The sequence below is a fragment of the Pseudomonas batumici genome (assembly GCF_036585405.1).
In the GTDB taxonomy this organism is placed as follows: domain Bacteria; phylum Pseudomonadota; class Gammaproteobacteria; order Pseudomonadales; family Pseudomonadaceae; genus Aquipseudomonas; species Aquipseudomonas batumici.
The window spans coordinates 2833596-2850984 of record NZ_CP144470.1 but is presented as its reverse complement, the minus strand read 5'-3'; the positions used below and the strand labels follow the sequence as shown (position 1 = coordinate 2850984).

15 protein-coding genes are annotated in these 17389 nt (G+C 63.7%); 7 read left to right on the top strand and 8 right to left on the bottom strand.

Annotation, left to right across the window (positions count from 1 at the left end; translation table 11 throughout):
* The first annotated feature begins 42 nt into the window (after window positions 1–42).
* The gene (locus tag NUH87_RS12910) at window positions 43–558 is read left to right on the top strand and encodes an acyloxyacyl hydrolase (RefSeq protein ID WP_338526240.1); all 516 of its coding nucleotides are present in this window, start codon (window positions 43–45) and stop codon (window positions 556–558) included.
* Window positions 559–583: 25 nt separating this feature from the next.
* Here the strand turns inward: NUH87_RS12910 and NUH87_RS12905 are convergent, their stop codons facing one another.
* Window positions 584–889 carry a YkgJ family cysteine cluster protein gene (locus tag NUH87_RS12905; RefSeq protein ID WP_040064227.1) on the bottom strand — a complete coding sequence of 102 codons (306 nt, stop codon included), beginning with the start codon at window positions 887–889 and terminating at the stop codon, window positions 584–586.
* Between the two features lie 224 nt (window positions 890–1113).
* On the opposite strand from NUH87_RS12905, the gene NUH87_RS12900 reads away from it, so the two are divergent.
* Window positions 1114–5994: a dermonecrotic toxin domain-containing protein gene (locus NUH87_RS12900; protein ID WP_338526239.1), complete on the top strand. Its 4881-nt coding sequence runs from the start codon at window positions 1114–1116 to the stop codon at window positions 5992–5994.
* Here the strand turns inward: NUH87_RS12900 and NUH87_RS12895 are convergent.
* The 3 genes from NUH87_RS12895 to NUH87_RS12885 form a co-directional block, all read right to left on the bottom strand.
* Window positions 5991–6773, bottom strand: a complete 783-nt coding sequence (locus NUH87_RS12895; protein WP_338526238.1) for an SDR family NAD(P)-dependent oxidoreductase — start codon at window positions 6771–6773, stop codon at window positions 5991–5993. The genes NUH87_RS12900 and NUH87_RS12895 overlap by 4 nt on opposite strands.
* A gap of 54 nt (window positions 6774–6827) precedes the next feature.
* The gene (gene phrB, locus NUH87_RS12890) at window positions 6828–8258 is read right to left on the bottom strand and encodes a deoxyribodipyrimidine photo-lyase (protein ID WP_338526237.1); all 1431 of its coding nucleotides are present in this window, start codon (window positions 8256–8258) and stop codon (window positions 6828–6830) included.
* A 180-nt stretch (window positions 8259–8438) separates the two neighbouring features.
* A complete protein-coding gene (locus NUH87_RS12885) occupies window positions 8439–9425 on the bottom strand; it encodes an NAD(P)/FAD-dependent oxidoreductase (RefSeq protein WP_040064233.1) in 987 nt (328 codons plus the stop codon).
* A gap of 196 nt (window positions 9426–9621) precedes the next feature.
* On the opposite strand from NUH87_RS12885, the gene NUH87_RS12880 reads away from it, so the two are divergent.
* Both NUH87_RS12880 and hemH read left to right on the top strand, forming a co-directional pair.
* On the top strand, window positions 9622–10524 hold the full coding sequence (locus tag NUH87_RS12880; RefSeq protein WP_338526236.1) for a TIGR01777 family oxidoreductase: 903 nt from the start codon (window positions 9622–9624) through the stop codon (window positions 10522–10524).
* Between the two features lie 13 nt (window positions 10525–10537).
* Window positions 10538–11563: a ferrochelatase gene (gene hemH / locus NUH87_RS12875; RefSeq protein ID WP_338526235.1), complete on the top strand. Its 1026-nt coding sequence runs from the start codon at window positions 10538–10540 to the stop codon at window positions 11561–11563.
* Window positions 11564–11613: 50 nt separating this feature from the next.
* On the opposite strand, the gene NUH87_RS12870 is transcribed toward hemH, so the two are convergent.
* Together NUH87_RS12870 and upp are read right to left on the bottom strand one after the other, a co-directional pair.
* Window positions 11614–12888, bottom strand: a complete 1275-nt coding sequence (locus NUH87_RS12870; protein WP_338526234.1) for a uracil-xanthine permease family protein — start codon at window positions 12886–12888, stop codon at window positions 11614–11616.
* A gap of 1 nt (window position 12889) precedes the next feature.
* Window positions 12890–13528 carry a uracil phosphoribosyltransferase gene (upp, locus tag NUH87_RS12865; protein WP_338526233.1) on the bottom strand — a complete coding sequence of 213 codons (639 nt, stop codon included), beginning with the start codon at window positions 13526–13528 and terminating at the stop codon, window positions 12890–12892.
* A 174-nt stretch (window positions 13529–13702) separates the two neighbouring features.
* Here upp and NUH87_RS12860 point away from each other — a divergent pair, with 174 nt between their 5' ends.
* From NUH87_RS12860 to NUH87_RS12850, 3 genes are all read left to right on the top strand, one after another.
* On the top strand, window positions 13703–14260 hold the full coding sequence (locus NUH87_RS12860; protein WP_040064242.1) for a hypoxanthine-guanine phosphoribosyltransferase: 558 nt from the start codon (window positions 13703–13705) through the stop codon (window positions 14258–14260).
* A 3-nt stretch (window positions 14261–14263) separates the two neighbouring features.
* Window positions 14264–14737: a WbuC family cupin fold metalloprotein gene (locus tag NUH87_RS12855; protein WP_338526232.1), complete on the top strand. Its 474-nt coding sequence runs from the start codon at window positions 14264–14266 to the stop codon at window positions 14735–14737.
* A gap of 79 nt (window positions 14738–14816) precedes the next feature.
* Complete coding sequence (locus NUH87_RS12850; protein ID WP_040064244.1) at window positions 14817–15758, top strand: AEC family transporter; 942 nt, start codon at window positions 14817–14819, stop codon at window positions 15756–15758.
* Between the two features lie 17 nt (window positions 15759–15775).
* Here NUH87_RS12850 and NUH87_RS12845 read toward each other — a convergent pair whose 3' ends face one another.
* Both NUH87_RS12845 and NUH87_RS12840 read right to left on the bottom strand, forming a co-directional pair.
* Window positions 15776–16156 carry a carboxymuconolactone decarboxylase family protein gene (locus tag NUH87_RS12845; RefSeq protein ID WP_338526231.1) on the bottom strand — a complete coding sequence of 127 codons (381 nt, stop codon included), beginning with the start codon at window positions 16154–16156 and terminating at the stop codon, window positions 15776–15778.
* 168 nt (window positions 16157–16324) lie between these two features.
* Complete coding sequence (locus NUH87_RS12840; RefSeq protein WP_338526809.1) at window positions 16325–17377, bottom strand: calcium/sodium antiporter; 1053 nt, start codon at window positions 17375–17377, stop codon at window positions 16325–16327.
* Between the last annotated feature and the right edge of the window lie 12 nt (window positions 17378–17389).

Sequence of the window (17389 nt, the reverse complement as noted above, 5' to 3'; positions counted from 1 at the left end):
GTTCCGCTGCACCTGAAATGCACTGGGGATAGGATATTTATCATGAAGCGACTGTTCTGCTTGGCCGCGCTTGCGGCCACCTTGGGGTATGGCGTTACGGTACAAGCGGCCGGTGTCGAGTTCTCGGTCGGCGAGACCAGCGATTCGACCCAGACGTTGCGTCTGGGCCTGCAATCGAACTGGGACAAAAGCTGGTGGCAAAGCGATGTGGGGCGCCTGACCGGCTACTGGAACGGGGCCTACACCTATTGGGACGGCAACAAGAGTCCCAACAATCACAGCCTGTCGTTTTCCCCGGTGTTCGTGTACGAGTTTTCCGGAGCATCGATCAAGCCGTATATCGAGGCGGGGATCGGTGTTGCACTGTTTGCCCACTCCGAAGTGGAGGGCAACAAGCTGGGCGGGACCTTCCTGTTCGAAGACCGCATCGGTGTCGGCCTGCGTTTCGCCGGTGGGCATGAAGTGGGGATTCGCGCCACCCACTATTCCAACGCGGGTATCCACCAGCCGAACGAGGGCATCGAAAGCTACGCCCTGCACTACACAATGCCGTTGTAACCGCTGTTCAGCGCCTTCTTTCGACTCACCGATACGCCGTGGCGATCCCACGGCGTTCTTCCAGGCAGTCCGCCGAGCCGGTTTCGAACTCCCGGCAGATCAACGGACGTTTCTCGTAGATCGTGCAGCGCATGCTGTCGCGATCCAGCGCCGCGCACCAGCCATCGTCCAGACGCAACATCACCTCGCCGCCCCAATCGTCGATGTCGATGTAGCGCTCGGGAACACCGGTATCGGTGATCAACATAACCTCCAGTCGACAGCAGCAGGCCGCGCAGGAAGAGCAGGTGATCGCGGGTTCCGTGAGGTCGGTCAGTGGGATCTTGGTCATGGGCGCCAGTGTATGCCAGTGCCACGCTGCTGTATGCCCGAGGTTCAAGGGTCGAGCCGTTCGAGCTGGCTTGTCCGACGGAGGGTCTACGGAACATTTCCACGATAAGCGAATACCGCATGGGCTTGGTGTGTCAGGCATCTACTTCCCCTGCACCTGTGTTGGGTGCCGGGCATGGCGCTTGAACCCAAGCCTGTCGGATCTGTTTGAAGGGAATAGTCTGTATGAATGATGCAGCCACACTGCCGGGCCTGTCGCTTGAGCACGAGATCGAGGCGGCCAAGGCGCTTTTTGCCCTCCCGCCGACTTTGCGGGAAGTGGCCTTGTCGGCCATCCAGGGGTATTTTTTTTCCAGCTGGAACCCGCAGCGCAATGCCTCGCATCTGTATGTCGGCAAACTGCAATGGCTGGAACGCGATGGAAAAAGGTTTTCGGGTGGCTATCAATACCGTGCCGTGATCGACCTTGTGCTCGAGCATTTCACGACCGGGGTCGCGCCGATCTTCAGCGCCGAGCATGTGCTGGAGATCAAGCTCGACAGTTTGCCCGGCGACCGGCTTGTGGTGGATGCACCGGCCATCCAGGCCGTCCTTGGGTCGTGGGGCGATATCCTGCTGCAACTCTATCAACAGGCCCAGGTCGACTACTGGAACGCGGAGGATGAGCGAGGCTACAGCCGCTTTGACCGTCTTGGCAGGATACTGGGGCGGATTTTGTCCGCCGGTCGTGAACAGCATCGTGCCTTTCTGTCGATCAATCTGGAAAGGCCCGAGGAGCAATTTGCCCTCTATGGCGTACAGGCGGTGAGCAAGGACACCTGGGGCGGCGCTTATCCTGAAGCCTTGCCCGTGCTGGTGGCCCGCCGCAAGGAAGGGGGAGTCGAGCAGAACCCGCTGGTGCTCAGTCTGGCCAAAGGTCTCTTCAGGGCCGGCACCACGGATCTCGGACAGCTGGTGCCCTTGTTCATGAGTGCCAGGGCCAATGGTCGGAATATCGAGTATCGCGAGCATCGGCTCTGGCGGCAGGGCGACCCGGATATGCAACTGGTGCAGGCCCTCGCCAGCCTTGCCGAAACCCTGCTGGAAAACCAGCTTCAGGCAATTTCGCTGATCGGGCTCGATAGCGAGTGGACGCTCGAGGACTACCAGCGCCGGCTTGACCTGATCACCCGTCCCGATGACTGGTTTTTCACGCCGGTGCAGGCAGAGCCCCATGCGCTGGTCGAGTTGCCCGACGAGCTGGCGGCGCTCAGTGACGGCTTGCCGCATTGGTTGCTGGGGGCGTCGAGCGAAGACATCAGCACCTACCGCACCCTGCTGGAAAAGCTGGCCGATGTGCAGCGCGCCTCGGGCGGCAAGGCCTTTCTGGATGACATCGGTGATCTGCCGGGCTTCGCCGTCAAGGCGCTGCTCAAGAAGATGGGCGAGGACCATCCGCAAACCGCCGATATCGCCAACCCCGATGATATTCGTCTGGAACTCGACAAGGTCATCGCGGTAGCCGTTGCCGGGGGCGCGGGAGGGGCGCTGGGGGAGGTGGAAAAGGTGCGGATGAGCCTGACCGAGTTTGCCCTGGAGAATCTCGGGGGCTTTCGGCATGCGAAGATGAAGATCAGTATCCGCCAGTGTGGCGTGGAAAAACCGCTGCCCGAATGGCTGACCCCGGACTACGTCAAGGGACTGGTCACTTTTGTCGATATCGGGCGAACCTACCTCGACGCGCTCAAGGCCCGGCTGATCGATGATGCCGATGAGGCGCGGCGTCGGGAGGGCCTGTTCAGTGAGCAACTGCGGGTGCAATTGCCCATGACGGCGCTGGAGCTGAAGATTCGCGGCGAAGCGGGCTTCGACGAATCGGGATACCGCCATGTCGAAGCGGTATTGCAGCCCGAAGCGGCGAAGCGCCAGGTGGCGGGCCGGGAGATCGTCCTGCGTCCCCTGGCCTTCAAGGCCGAAACCGATGCGACAGCGGATATCGTGGCGTCCATGTTCATCATCGGCCCGCGGGACACGCGTCACGGTCCGTTCATTCTCTATCGTCCCCTGCTCGCCAAGGCCGGCCCACAGGCGTCGGCCTTCCAGACGTTCCAGTCGGCACCGGGCAAGGCTTTTTGTCCTCACGACAATGACGCCCGCCCCACGCCTCCCGTCGAGCCGCTCCTGCAATACCCGACGTGGGCGGCCCTGTTCGAGGCGCTCAAACAACCCGGTGCGGTGCAGGACAGCATTCTGACCTGGTTGAGCGATCAGGCCCGGCGCACCTATGCCAATGGCGGCTTTGTCGAGCCCCATCTGCGGCGCTCGTTCGAGGACGATTTTGCCGCGCTGTTGCCGGTGGCGCCGGCCACCCTCGATGACGCGGTGGTCCGGGGCGACTACCTGCATCACCTGTTCGGCTCGATGGCCTGGACCCTGATCGCCCTGGCGGACCGGCAATCGGTGTCCAATGCCGAATTGCGCTGGAATACCTTGAAGGAAGGCGGCTGGCAACTGTTCAACGTGGCGCTGATGTTTATCCGCGGCCCGGCGGCGGTGGCCGGCTGGATTTTCGCCGTGGTCGCCAGTGTCGATGCCGACTTTCGACGACTGCAGGAAAAGGACCCCGGGGCCAAGGCCAGTGCCTGGGCCGATGTACTGGTGAATATTGCCTTTATTCTCGGGCATCGGCTGGCCCATCGGCAGGCGCACGCCAAGACACCGCAGCAGATCCCGATAGAAGAGGGCCATCGCCCCCCGCAGCACCGGGCAACGATCAGCGAGGGACCGGACAGGCCGCTGCCGATGAAACTGGACAACCCCGTGGCCCCCGGCACGCTGTCCGCGCGTCCGAGTGTCAGTTCGTTCACCTTGAAGATTTACCCGTATCCCTGGCCCGAGCCCAAGACCCTGGGGGAAGTCATTGTGTCCGGCGATCTGAAGGGGCTGATCCGATTGAAGGAATCAAACCGGCTGGCGGCCTACTTCGGTGGCTGGCTGTTTGCCGTGAAGACGGATACCGAGGGCAACGTCCAGGTGGTCGCGCCGGACGGTCGTAGCGAAGGGTTCTATTTGAAAAGCGATGGCGCGGGAACATGGACACCGGACTTGAAACTGCGTCTGCGCGGCGGATCGGGGCGCCCGGGAGCGAGCATCGGGAAAAGAAGAGCCGCCTTGCTTGAGGAGAAACGCCGGGAGCAGGAACAGAGGGAGCTGGTCGGTTCGCGCTTCATGGACGAGTGGAATGAGGGCGTCGAGGAGCAGGTGACGCGGGCAGAAGCGCTGCTTCCCGAGTCGCAAGCCTTGAGGACGATGGAAGGCAATCCCGAGCGCTATACCGACCCGCAGTGGTTTGCCCGAATGGACCGGCTCGGCGACCGGGTAAAAGTCTTTGTCGACGGCTACGAGCAACAGATCAACAAGCTGCGGATGAACGAGACGGTATTCCTGCGGGGATACAAGGGGACACTCTTTGCCTGCCTGCATCGGTTCGTCGTGGGGATGCAGTTGGCCCTGGACTCGATCAAGATCGTCGAAACGCGTTGCCAGCGGATCATGGAGCGTTTGCCCTATCAGGACGCTTCGGGCCGGGTCCTGCCGGAAAGGCAACAGGCAGAGCAACGAGAAAACCGCGCCGCGGACCTGTATATCGACTGGGCGGAGCGAGAGAAACAGGCGTTTACCGAGCTGGGCCGTTATCGCAACCGGGATTTGACGGAATACCAGGGCATCCGCGATGTCAGGGGCAAGGGGAGCAATGTGGCTGGATTGAAAGCCATCAGGGCGTGCCGGCTCGCCCTGTACTGCTTCAGGGAGCTGGATCCGCAGCAGCTCGAGGCCGATATCTGGACGAAGTTCGACGATCTGCGCAGTGCCCTGGCCTCCCAGTCCATTCTCGATGAGCGATCCGCTTCGCCCCTGTCCGCGGAGGCGGACATGGGGGTGCTCAACACCTGTGTAAGTCAATATAACGAAGCACTGGCCATGCTCGAGTACAAGACCGGCTTGTTGCCGCAAGGTGCCAGGCTGGTCTGGGGCGATCTGTTTGTCCGGCGCCTGGTCGAGTTGCAGCAGGAGGCCGAGCGCAGCCTGGTCGAGCGCATCGAGGCGCAGGCCCCAGAGCAAGACGAGCCTGACCTACCGTCGGGACAACCCGGCAAGACCCGGAAAGTCATCCGTACCCGCCGCAAGAAAAACTATCTCGGTTATGTCCGGGACACGCCCCAGGATGGCCATGAGGTCATCGAGTTGATGGATCCCCAGACCGGTCAACCGATCGACTCCTTTGTCGAGGAAGAGGACGGCTACTGGCAGCCGTTGCCCAAGCCGGCGACCGCCCCCTTGCCCAAGCCGCTGCCGCAGCCGGGTCTCAAGCGCCTGGTGCAGATGGCCGAGAGCCAGATCCGTCAGGCCGCCCGGGAGGTCGAGATGGCCAAGGGGCAGATCCCTGTCGCCAAGGACCCGGTCTATCTGCAGGATGTGCTCGAAGTCCGGGCGCGGGCGCTGGAGGCGCTGGCCGGGCAAATCGACCGTGCGCTGGCCGAGTCGGACAGTTCCGTGGCGCAAAGCGAAGTCTCCGCCGGCAAGGTTCAGGCCTCTGAACTACGTCTCCAGGCCGGGACAGTCAGGCATGAGGGATTGCTGGCGCGCATTGCCGTGACCAAGTCGAGTGCGCCGGACACCGAACGGCTGCTGTTTCTCAAGGAGCACAACGAGGTCGAGATCTTTCGCAACGGGCCGCGCACAAGACTCGGGAAGGATGATTTCCTCCAGGAGTATGTGGTGCGGGACAAGGCGGCCGGCAAGAATCTCTGGGTGGCACATTTCCATTATCCCGAGAAAACCACCCCGGAGGAGTTGTTCGTGATGCGCGGCGCCCTGGGCAAGGACGGCAAGCCACAGGCCCATGGCGCCCATCTGAAGCGCTGGGACGAGCGTTTTCTCGGGGTCAAGGCGCAGGCCCGGGCCGAGCAGGAGCGTTTTGAACGCATCCGCCAAGGTCAGCCCGGGCGGGCCTTGGAGGTGTTCCGGATCTGGCGCAGCGAGATCAGCCTGAGCATGGCGCGCCAGCTGTTTTTCAATGCCCCGGAACGGGAAGGCGTGGTACGTGAGCAACTGCGCCGGCTTTAGGGTTTGCCCTTGTCGTGGCCGGCGGTGTGGGCCATGGGTTTGCCGGTGGCCGGTTGCGGCCGTTTGGGCCGGCGCGAGAGTGGCCAGAGCCCGGCCATGAACAGCGCTGGAAAGACAATTTCCAGGGGCCGCTGCCTGAGCTGTTCACAGATATGGTCGGCGGCTTTCTCGGCCGACCAGCGCAGCGGCATGGGGAAATCGTTTTGCCGGGCCTGCGGGGGGTCGACGAAACCGGGGCTGACCAGGGTGACGGCGATGCCTTCGTCGGCCAGGTCGATGCGCAGGGATTCGAACAGATCGCGCATCCCGGCCTTTGACGCGCCATGGGCTTCGGCCCGGGGCAACGGCAGGAAGGTGACCGAGCTGGCGATGCCCACCAGATGCGGCTGCAGGCCGGATCGCAGCAGCGGCAAGGCCACTTCGATGCAGTAGCTGCTGGCCAGCAGGTTGGTGCGCACCACCCGCTCGATGATCGAGGCATCGAACGCCTGGGCATCGACATATTCACAGGTGCCGGCGTTGAGAATCACGGTGTCCAGGGAGCCCCAGGCCTGGGTGATGCGCTCGCCGATTTCCCGTACCTGCCGGCTGTCGGTCAGGTCGCCGGGCGCCAGCAGGAGCTGGTCGGGATAACGTTTTTCCAGGGGTTGCAGCGGTTCGACACTGCGGGCGCTGACGGCCAGTTGCACACCGCTCTTGAGCAGGACTTCGGCAAGGGCTGCACCGATGCCGCTGCTGGCGCCCGTGAGCCAGACACGTCGTGGAGGTGTAATGCTCATCCCATGCTCCTTTTCAACCCGGCCATCCCTTGGCCAGTGTCAGATGACGATAGCTCATGTATCAGCAGCGATACCAAGGTTCCTGAAGGCGGCGAGGGCGCGTTCGCGACTGTGGCCCAGGTCGACCATGGGCTGTGGATAACTTTCGACACCGAACAGGCCGCCGAGTGCCGAGGGGTTATGCACGGCCTTTGGGTCCAGGCCGGCCAGTTCGGGTAGCCAGCGTTTGATGAACAGCCCTTCGCGGTCGAATTTTTCCGACTGGCTCAGCGGGTTGAAAATCCGGAAGTAGGGTGCCGCGTCGGTGCCGGTGGACGCGCTCCACTGCCAGCCGCCGTTGTTGGCCGCCAGGTCGCCGTCGATCAGGTGGCGCATGAAGAAACGCTCGCCTTCACGCCAGTCGATCAGCAGGTTCTTGGTCAGGAACATCGCCACCACCATCCGCAGGCGGTTGTGCATCCAGCCGGTTTCCAGCAACTGGCGCATGGCGGCGTCGATGATCGGCAGGCCCGTGCGCGCCTCCTGCCAGGCCGCCAGTTCTTCCGGTGCCTGGCGCCAGGCCAGGGCTTCGGTCTCCGGGCGGAAGGCACGCCGCTTCGAGACCTGTGGATAACCCACCAGGATGTGCTTGTAGAACTCGCGCCAGAGCAGTTCGTTGATCCAGGTGACGGCGCCGGCATTGCCGCTTTCGAATTCGCCCCGGTTGCCTTGCAGGGCTGCATGCAGGCACTGGCGGGGCGAGATCACGCCGGCGGCGAGGTAGGCGGACAGTTGGCTGGTGGCGGATTTGGCCGGGAAGTCGCGTTCGCGCTGGTAGTTGTCGATCTGCTGCTCGGCGAAGCGCGTCAGGCGCCGCCGGGCCTCGTCCTCACCGGCGGGCCAGAGGTCGCGCAAAGCCTGGCTGGGGCGCGCGAAGCCTGCGACGGCGTCGGGTACCGGATCGGCTTCGACGGGCAGTGCCGACTGGGCCTTGGGGACGCTGACCTGGCGCGGCAAGGCGCTGTGCAGGCGGCTGTAGCAGACTTTGCGGAACTGGCTGAAGACCTGGAAGTAGGTGCCGGTGCGGGTCAGCACGCTGCCGGGCTTGAAGAACAGTTGATCCAGGTGGCTGTGAAAGCTGACACCGTCGGCTTCAAGGGTGTGCGCAACCGCCTGGTCACGGCGGCTTTCGTTGACGCCGTATTCTTCGTTGACGTGCACGGCATCGACCTTGAGCGACTGGCACAGCGTGCGCAGTACCTCGGGCACCTGGTCCCAGGTCCGCGCATGGCGAATCAGCAGCGGGATATTCAGCACGGCCAGCGCCTTGCCCAGTTCCCGCAGGTTGCGCAGCCAGAAATCGACCTTGCACGGCGCATCATCGTGAAGCTGCCATTGCCCGGGTGTCACCAGGTAAACGGCGACCGTCGGCCCCTGCCCGGCAGCCGCGGCCAGGGCGGTGTTGTCATGCAGGCGCAAATCGGTGCGCAGCCAGAGCAGCTGCATGGCCATTCCTTGAGTCGAGAAATACCTGTACAAACAAGTATGTTTGTACAACTGAGGCTCATCATAGATTGCATTTTGTACAAGTAAAATCATTTGTACAGGTCTGGGCGGGCTGCAGTGATCACCAGCCCACGCGTCAGGTCTCGCCGTCTTCCAGCGGGAGCCCGCTAACGCTGTGCTTCAGCCCAGGTGTTCCATCAGTCGCCGGGACGCTTCCTGGCCGCTGAGCCAGGCGCCTTCGACACGTCCGGACAGGCACCAGTCGCCACACACGTACAGGCCCAGGTCGGCATCGGCCAGCGCCCCCCATTCCCGTGAGCCGGCCGGGCGGGCGTAGAGCCAGCGGTGCGCAAGGGTGAAGACCGGTGCCGGCATGCTGTCGTGCAGCAACTCGGCGAAGGCACCGTGCAACTGCTCGATCACGGCCTCCTTGGGCAGGTCCAGGTACTGCTTGCTCCAGGCGCTGGTGGCGTGCAGGACCCAGGTGTCGAGCTGGCTGTCGCGCGCCGGTTTGCTGCGGTTGCGGGCCAGCCAGTCGAGCGGGCTGTCCTGCACGAAGCAACCTTCCATCGGTGTTTCCAGCGCGGTGTCGAAGGCCAGGGCGATGGCCCAGGTCGGCTCCATCTGCACGCCGGCGGCGGCGCCGGCGAGTTTCGGCGCGGCGGCCAGCAGCGCGGTGGCCTGGGGCGCCGGCGTGGCGATGATCACCTGGCTGAACGGGCCATGGGTGAAGCCTTCGGCATCCTGCAGGTGCCAATGCTGTTCGCCGCGGAACACCTCGGTGATCCGGCAACTGAAATGCGCCTGGAGCCGGCCCAGCAGGCCGCGGGTAATGGAGCTCATGCGCGGCGTGCCGACCCAGCGGGTCTGCTCGTCCGGCGACAGGCTCAATTGGCCGTTCTGGAAGTTGTAGAGCTGCGGGTTCCATTCGGCGACCCAGCCCTCACCCTGCCAGCGCTGGACTTCCTTGACGAAGCGGCGGTCGCGGGCGGTGAAGTACTGTGCGCCCAGGTCCAGCGCACCGGCGTCGGTGCGCTTGCTGGACATGCGCCCGCCACTGCCGTGACTCTTGTCGAAGAGCTCGATGGGATACCCGGCATCGTACAATGTCCGGGCGGCCGAGAGTCCGGCGATGCCGGCACCGATTATTGCGATAGGTACAGTCATGGGTGGGCCTCGTTACCTGTCAGCACAGACTACGCCGTCAGCAAAACCTGTACAGTCTTGTTTTTTGGTATAGGTTGCGACCTGCTTGTCGATTCACACTGTCCTATTGTTAAAGCAAATATCTGTCGAGAGAAAAGAGCCCTGTTTATAAAAATAGACTAACGCTCTCGACAAAACGTTACGCGAGGACGAACTCATGCACATATTGCTGACCGGCGGTACTGGTTTGATCGGGCGTCAACTGTGCGAGTACTGGTTGGCGCAGGGGCATCGGCTGACGGTATGGAGCCGTCGCCCCCAGCAGGTGGCGCGTTTGTGCGGTGCGCAGGTGCGCGGTGTGCGTCATCTCGAGGACCTGGCCGGCGAGCACCTGGACGCGGTGATCAACCTGGCCGGTGCGCCGATTGCCGACCGGCTCTGGACCCACAAGCGCAAGGCGCTGCTCTGGAGCAGCCGGATCCAACTGACCGAAACCCTGCTGGCCTGGCTGGAAGGGCGCGATCAGCGTCCCGCGGTGTTGATTTCCGGTTCGGCGATCGGCTGGTACGGCGATGGTGGCGAGCGTGAGCTGACCGAGAGTTCGCCGCCGGTGAGCGAGGATTTCGCCAGCCAGTTGTGTATTGCCTGGGAAGAAACCGCGCAGCGCGCCGAGGCCCTGGGTATTCGCGTGGTGCGGATCCGCACCGGCTTGGTGCTGGCGGCCGAGGGCGGCTTTTTGTCGCGCCTGTTGCTGCCGTTCAAACTGGCGCTGGGCGGCCCGATCGGCAACGGTCGGCAGTGGATGCCGTGGATTCATGTGCGTGATCAAATCGCCCTGATTGATTTTCTTCTGCATCGCAGTGACGCCAGCGGTCCTTATAATGCCTGCGCGCCCAAGCCGGTTCGCAACAAAGCCTTCGCCAGGGCGCTGGGCAAGGTCCTGCATCGCCCGGCGCTGATCCCGCTGCCGGCGTTTGTCCTGCGTCTGGGGCTGGGCGAACTGTCGCTGTTGCTGCTCGGCGGACAGCGGGCGACACCGGCCCGGCTGTTGGCGGCGGGATTTGTTTTTCAGTTTAACGATCTGCCCGCGGCCCTCGACGACCTGTCGGGTCGCCTCTGAAATAGGACGTTGCATGACCGATCACGCCTTGCTTCTGGTCAACCTGGGTTCTCCAGCCTCCACTTCGGTAGCGGATGTGCGCAGCTACCTCGATCAATTCCTGATGGATCCCTATGTCATCGACCTGCCGTGGCCGGTCCGGCGCTTGCTGGTGTCGCTGATCCTGATCAAGCGCCCCGAGCAATCGGCGCATGCCTATGCTTCGATCTGGTGGGAGGAGGGCTCGCCGCTGGTGGTGCTCAGCCGGCGTTTGCAGCAGCAGATGACGTTGCAGTGGACCCAGGGGCCGGTGGAGTTGGCGATGCGCTATGGCGAGCCGTCGATCGAGATGGCGCTGAGCCGTCTGGCCGCACAAGGTATCCGCAAGGTGACCTTGGCGCCGTTGTATCCGCAGTTTGCCGACAGCACCGTGACCACCGTGATCGAAGAAGCCCGGCGGGTGGTGCGCGCGCGCAAGCTCGACGTGCAGTTTTCCATCCTGCAACCGTTCTACGACCAACCGGAATACCTCGACGCCCTGGTGGCCAGTGCCAGGCCGCACCTGGCGCAGGGATTCGATCACTTGCTGCTGAGTTTCCATGGCTTGCCGGAGCGGCACCTGACCAAACTCGATCCCACCGGCAGCCATTGCTTCAAGGATGCCGATTGCTGCAGGAACGCCTCGCCGGCGGTGCTCGCCACCTGTTACCGGGCTCAGTGCCTGCGTACGGCGGCGGCGTTTGCCGAGCGCATGGGCTTGCTGGAGGGGCAGTGGTCGGTGTCGTTCCAGTCGCGGCTGGGCCGGGCGAAGTGGATCGAGCCCTATACCGAGGCACGCCTGGATGAGTTGGCCAAGGCCGGAGTGAAGAGGGTCCTGGTGATGTGCCCGGCGTTCGTGGCCGATTGCATCGAGACGCTGGAAGAGATCGGTGATCGCGGGCGCGAGCAGTTTGTCGCGGCGGGGGGAGAGGCGTTGGTGCTGGTGCCGTGCCTGAACGATGAACCGCAGTGGGCGGCGGCGTTGAATACCCTGTGCGAGCGGGCTCCGCTGGCGTTATAGGCCTGACGCCCGCCACAGGGTCATCGTCTTCCCTGTGGCGGGCGTGAGCCTTACAACAACGGCTCGTCCGCCTTCTTGTTCTTCCAGCTGTCATTGCCCGGCAACAGCAGGTTCAACGCAATCGCCACAACGGCGCACAGTGCAATGCCCTTGAGGCCGAAGTCGTTCGACCCGGTGCCGGTTCCCACCAGCATGCCGCCGATGCCGAACACCAGGGTCACCGACACGATCACCAGGTTGCGTGCTTCGCTCAGGTCGATCTTGTGGCGGATCAGGGTGTTCATCCCCACCGCCGCGATCGAACCGAACAGCAGGCACAGGATCCCGCCCATCACCGGCACCGGAATGCTCTGCAGCAGCGCACCGAACTTGCCGATAAACGCCAGGCTGATGGCGAAGACCGCCGCCCAGGTCATGATCTTCGGGTTGTAGTTCTTGGTCAGCATCACCGCGCCGGTTACTTCGGCATAGGTGGTGTTGGGCGGGCCACCGAACAGGCCGGCCGCCGTGGTGGCGAGACCGTCACCCAGCAAGGTGCGATGCAGGCCCGGTTTCTTCAGGTAGTCGCGCCCGGTCACGCTGCCCACCGCGATCACCCCGCCGATGTGTTCGATGGCCGGGGCCAGCGCCACCGGGACGATGAACAGGATCGCCTGCCAGTTGAACTCCGGTGCCGTGAAGTGTGGCAGGGCCAGCCATGGCGCCGCGGCGATCTTCGCGGTGTCGACCACGCCGAAATAGAACGACAGGGCAAAGCCCACCAGTACCCCGGAGATGATCGGCACCAGGCGGAAAATCCCCTTGCCGAACACCGCCACGACCAGGGTGGTCAGCAGCGCCGGCATGGAGATCAGCATGGCGGTCCGGTAATGGATCAGCTCGGTGCCGTCGCCGGCCTTGCCCATCGCCATGTTCGCGGCAATCGGCGCCATGGCCAGGCCGATGGAGATGATCACCGGCCCGATCACCACCGGCGGCAGCAGCCGATCGATGAAACCGGTGCCCTTGATCTTCACCGCCAGGCCCAGGAAGGTGTAGACGAAACCGGCCGCCATCACGCCGCCCATGGTCGCCGCCAGGCCGAACTGGCCCTTGGCGAGGATGATCGGGGTGATGAAGGCAAAGCTCGAGGCCAGGAACACTGGCACCTGGCGCCCGGTGACCAGTTGGAACAAGAGAGTCCCCAGGCCCGCGGTGAACAGCGCGACGTTCGGGTCGAGACCGGTGATCAGCGGCATCAACACCAGGGCGCCAAAGGCCACGAAAAGCATCTGCGCACCGGAGAGCACCGTGCGCCACAGCGGGTCGTTGAACTCATCCTGCATGTCAGGCGTCCTTCTGCTTGGTGCCGAAGATCTTGTCGCCGGCATCGCCCAGGCCCGGGATGATGTAGCCGTGTTCGTTGAGTTTCTCGTCGATGGACGCGGTGTAGATGGTCACGTCCGGGTGCGCCTGCTCGACTGCGGCAATCCCTTCGGGGGCCGCTACCAGGACCATGGCGCGAATGTCCTTGCAGCCGGCTTTCTTCAACAGGTCGATGGTGGCGACCATCGAGCCGCCGGTGGCGAGCATCGGGTCGATGATCATCGCCAGGCGTTCGTCGATTTCCGGTACCAGCTTTTCCAGGTAGGTGTGGGCTTCGAGGGTTTCCTCGTTGCGGGCCACGCCCACGGCGCTGACCTTGGCGCCCGGGATCAGGCTGAGCACGCCTTCGAGCATGCCGATACCGGCGCGCAGGATCGGCACCACGGTAATCTTCTTGCCGGCGATCTTCTCGACCTGGACGGTGCCGCACCAACCCTGGATATCGTAGGTTTCCAGGGGCAGGTCCTTGGTCGCCTCGTAGGTCAGCAACGCTCCGACTTCCTGAGCGAGCTCGCGGAAGTTCTTCGTGCTAATGTCAGCGCGGCGCATCAGGCCGAGCTTGTGGCGGATCAGCGGGTGGCGGATCTCACGGATGGGCATGGGAATAGGCTCCGGCGGCGGGCAAAAAACGGCTTAGATTAATCTATCCGCCGTTGTTGTCCTATAGATCAGCGGTACGTTAGTCCAGAAACCCTTGATCTGGTCGCGCGGGGTGCGTACCTTTGCCCGCTTTTCTTGCCCCCCTTACACCAGCAGCCCTATTTGGAGAGCGCCATGTCCGCTGATCTCGAGCATATCCGTCAAGTGATGCGCGAAGCCGACTGCCTGTACACCAACGACGAAGTCGAAGCGGCCATCGCCCGTGTCGGCGCGCAGATCAACGCCGAACTGGCCGGGAGCAATCCGGTGGTGTTCTGCGTGATGAACGGCGGCCTGATCTTCTCCGGCAAACTGCTGCCTCACCTGGACTTCCCGCTGGAAGCCTCGTACCTGCACGCCACCCGCTACCGTAACGAAACCAGCGGCGGCGAGCTGTTCTGGAAGGCCAAGCCGGAAGTCTCGTTCATCGACCGCGATGTGCTGATCATCGACGACATCCTCGACGAAGGGCACACCCTGGGGGCGATCATCGATTTCTGCAAACACGCCGGTGCGCGCCGCGTGCACACCGCCGTGCTGATCGACAAGGACCACGACCGCAAGGCCCGTCCGGACCTGAAGGCGGATTACGTCGGCCTGCCGTGCATCGACCGCTACATCTTCGGCTACGGCATGGATTACAAGGGCTACTGGCGTAACGCCGCCGGTATCTACGCCGTCAAGGGGATGTAAAGGATGAGCACGCCTGGTTTTCTCGATTCAAGCTTGTTTGCCGAACTGGCCGCGAAGGCCGCGGCGAGTCCCCGTGGCCGGGTTCATCACAACTTTCACCAGATGGACGAACCGTGCCATCGCATGGCCGTTGGACTGCAACCCGCCACCTATATCGCCCCGCACCGGCACCTGAGTGCCGACAAGGCGGAAACCTTGCTGGTGGTCAAGGGCCGCCTGGGCCTGCTGGTATTCGACGAGGCGGGTCAGGTCCTGGCCAAGCGCGTGTTGCAGGCGGGCGGCGACTGCCCGGGTGTCGACCTGCCGGCGGGGGTGTTCCATGGCCTGGTGGTCCTCGAGGCCGACAGCGTGATGTTCGAATGCAAGGCCGGCCCTTATCGTCCGGTGGGCGATGGCGAGTTGGCCAACTGGGCACCGCGCGAAGGCGAAGCCGGGGTCGCCGAGTACCAGGCCTGGATGCGCGCGCAGTTCGATTGAGCCGGTGCCTGTCGACGGGCAGACGTGCGACTTTGCCGTATCATTAGCCGCCTGACGACAGGCAACGGGTTCCCAGGGCATGCTGGCCATCTTTCTCGGTATATTGACCATCACCGCGCCCGTCTTCGCCATGTTGTTCCTGGGCGTGGCGCTCAAGCGCGTGGGCTGGATCAACGACAACTTCATCCACACGGCTTCGGCACTGGTGTTCAACGTCACCATGCCGGCGTTGCTGTTCCTCGGCATCCTCCACGCCGACCTGCATTCGGCGTTGCAGCCCAAGGTGCTGGGGTATTTTGCCGTTGCCACGCTGGTGGCGTTCGCCGGCGCCTGGGGCTGGGCGATCTGGCGTTGCCCCAGGGAAGACCGTGGGATCTACACCCAGGGCGCTTTTCGCGGCAATAACGGCGTCATCGGCCTGGCCCTGGCGGCCAGCATGTACGGCGCCTACGGGATCTCCCTCGGGGCGATTCTCGCGGCGCTGGTGATCCTGTTCTACAACACCCTGTCGACCATTGTCCTGGCGGTCTACAGCCCGGTGATCAAGTCCGATCCCTGGAGCATCTGCAAGAGTGTGTTGAGGAACCCGCTGATCATCAGTGTGATCGCGGCGGCGCCCTTTGCCTATTTCAAGATCGGCTTGCCCGGCTGGCTGGAGACGTCCGGTAACTATCTGGCGCAGATGACCCTGCCGCTGGCGTTGATCTGCATCGGCGGCACCCTGTCGTTGGCGGCCCTGCGCAAGAGCGGCGACCTGGCCCTGAGTGCGAGCCTGGTGAAAATGGTCGGCATGCCCGCGCTGTCGACGCTGGGGGCCTGGCTTTGTGGTTTCCGCGGGGCGGAGTTGGGGATTCTGTTTCTCTACTTCGGCAGCCCGACCGCCGCGGCCAGTTTCGTCATGGCCCGGACCGCCAATGGCAATCATGAACTGGCAGCGGCGATTATCGTGATCACCACCCTGATGGCAGCGATCACGACGAACATCGGCATCTTTGTGTTGCAGTGGGGCGGTTGGATCTGACGTTACCTTGTGGTGAGTCAGTCGGCCTTCTGGTAGGTGTCGATCACTTCCTGGGCGGCACGGAATGCATCAATGGCCGCCGGCACCCCGGCATACACCGCGCAATGCAGCAGCGCCTCGCGAATCTCCTCCACCGTGCAGCCGTTGTTCAAGGCGCCGCGCACATGGCCCTTGAGCTCTTGCGGGCACTTGAGCGCGGTGAGCGCCGCCAGGGTAATCAGGCTGCGGGTCTTCAGCGGTAGCCCCTCACGGTTCCAGACACTGCCCCAGGCATGTTCGTTGACGAAATCCTGCAACGGCTGGCTGAATTCGGTGGCATTGCCCAGGGCGCGGTCGACGAACGCATCGCCCATGACCTGACGACGCATCTCGACACCAGGTTTCTTCTGATCGGTCATTGCAGCGGCTCCTAGGCTCTATTACGAAACTCGCCGAGCGGCGAGCAGGCAAGGCAAAAACAGGCGAGGAACGGCCGGGGTCGCGCCCGACTTTAGCCCGCTAAATGAGCATTCCGAGCCTGTTTTTAACGCAGCATGATCGACGCGCAGGCAGTTTTCGTAAAGAGCCTATGAGTGTTGGCGACGCCAGGCTCTTAGCGTACTGAACAGCAGGAACGCACAAAGCGCCGGCAGGATGAAAAACAGCATCAGGCGTTCCAGTTTGTCCGCCATCGGCATGCCGGTGGTGAACCACACCACGTGCAGGCCGTAGGCCAGGTACAGGCCAAGGAACAACAGGCCCTCGGCACGGGTGATGCGGTAGCCGGAATAGAACACCGGCCAGCACAGCAGCGCAACGCCGAGCATCACCGGCAGGTCGAAGGTCAGGGCATTGGGCGACACGGACAGTGGCGCGGGGGCGATCAGCGCGGTGAGACCGAGCACGCCCAGCAGGTTGAACAGGTTGCCGCCGATCACATTGCCCACGGCAATGCCCCGTTGGCCGCGCACGGCGGCGATCAGCGAGGTGGCCAGTTGCGGCAACGAAGTGCCGACCGCCACCACGGTCAGGCCGATGATCCGTTCGGACAGGCCCAGCTCGATGGCCACCGCCACGGCAGCGTCCAGCAGCAGGTGCCCGGCCACCACCAGCAGAGCCAGGCCCAGGCCCATCCAGGCCAGGCTGCTCAGCCAGGGCGCGGGTTTGTGCGTGGCGGCGGGTGGCGCCGCCGAGGCCTGGCCGGGATGCCGGGACTGGCGCAGCAGCAGGCCGAGATACAGCGCGAAGGTGATCAGCATGGCCAGGCCGTCGAGGCGCCCCAGCTCTTCATTGAACGCCAGGCCGAAGACCAGCAGGCTGGCGAAGATCATCAGGGGGATGTCCAGGCGGATCAGCTGGCGCGAGACCCGCAACGGGATGATCAGCGCCGAGAGGCCGAGGGTGACCAGGGTATTGAAGATATTGCCGCCGATCACGCTGCCCACCGCGATATCGGCATTCTCGGCCACGGCCGCCTGCAGGCTGACCGCCAGTTGCGGTGCGCTGCTGCCGAAGGCGACGACGGTCAGGCCGACCAGCAGGGGCCTGACCCCCAGGCTCGCCGCCAGGCGCACGGCCGCGCGCACCAGCAGTTCGGCGCCGACGATCAGCAGCAACAGGCCGCCGCTCAGTTGAATCAGGCTCAGCCAGGG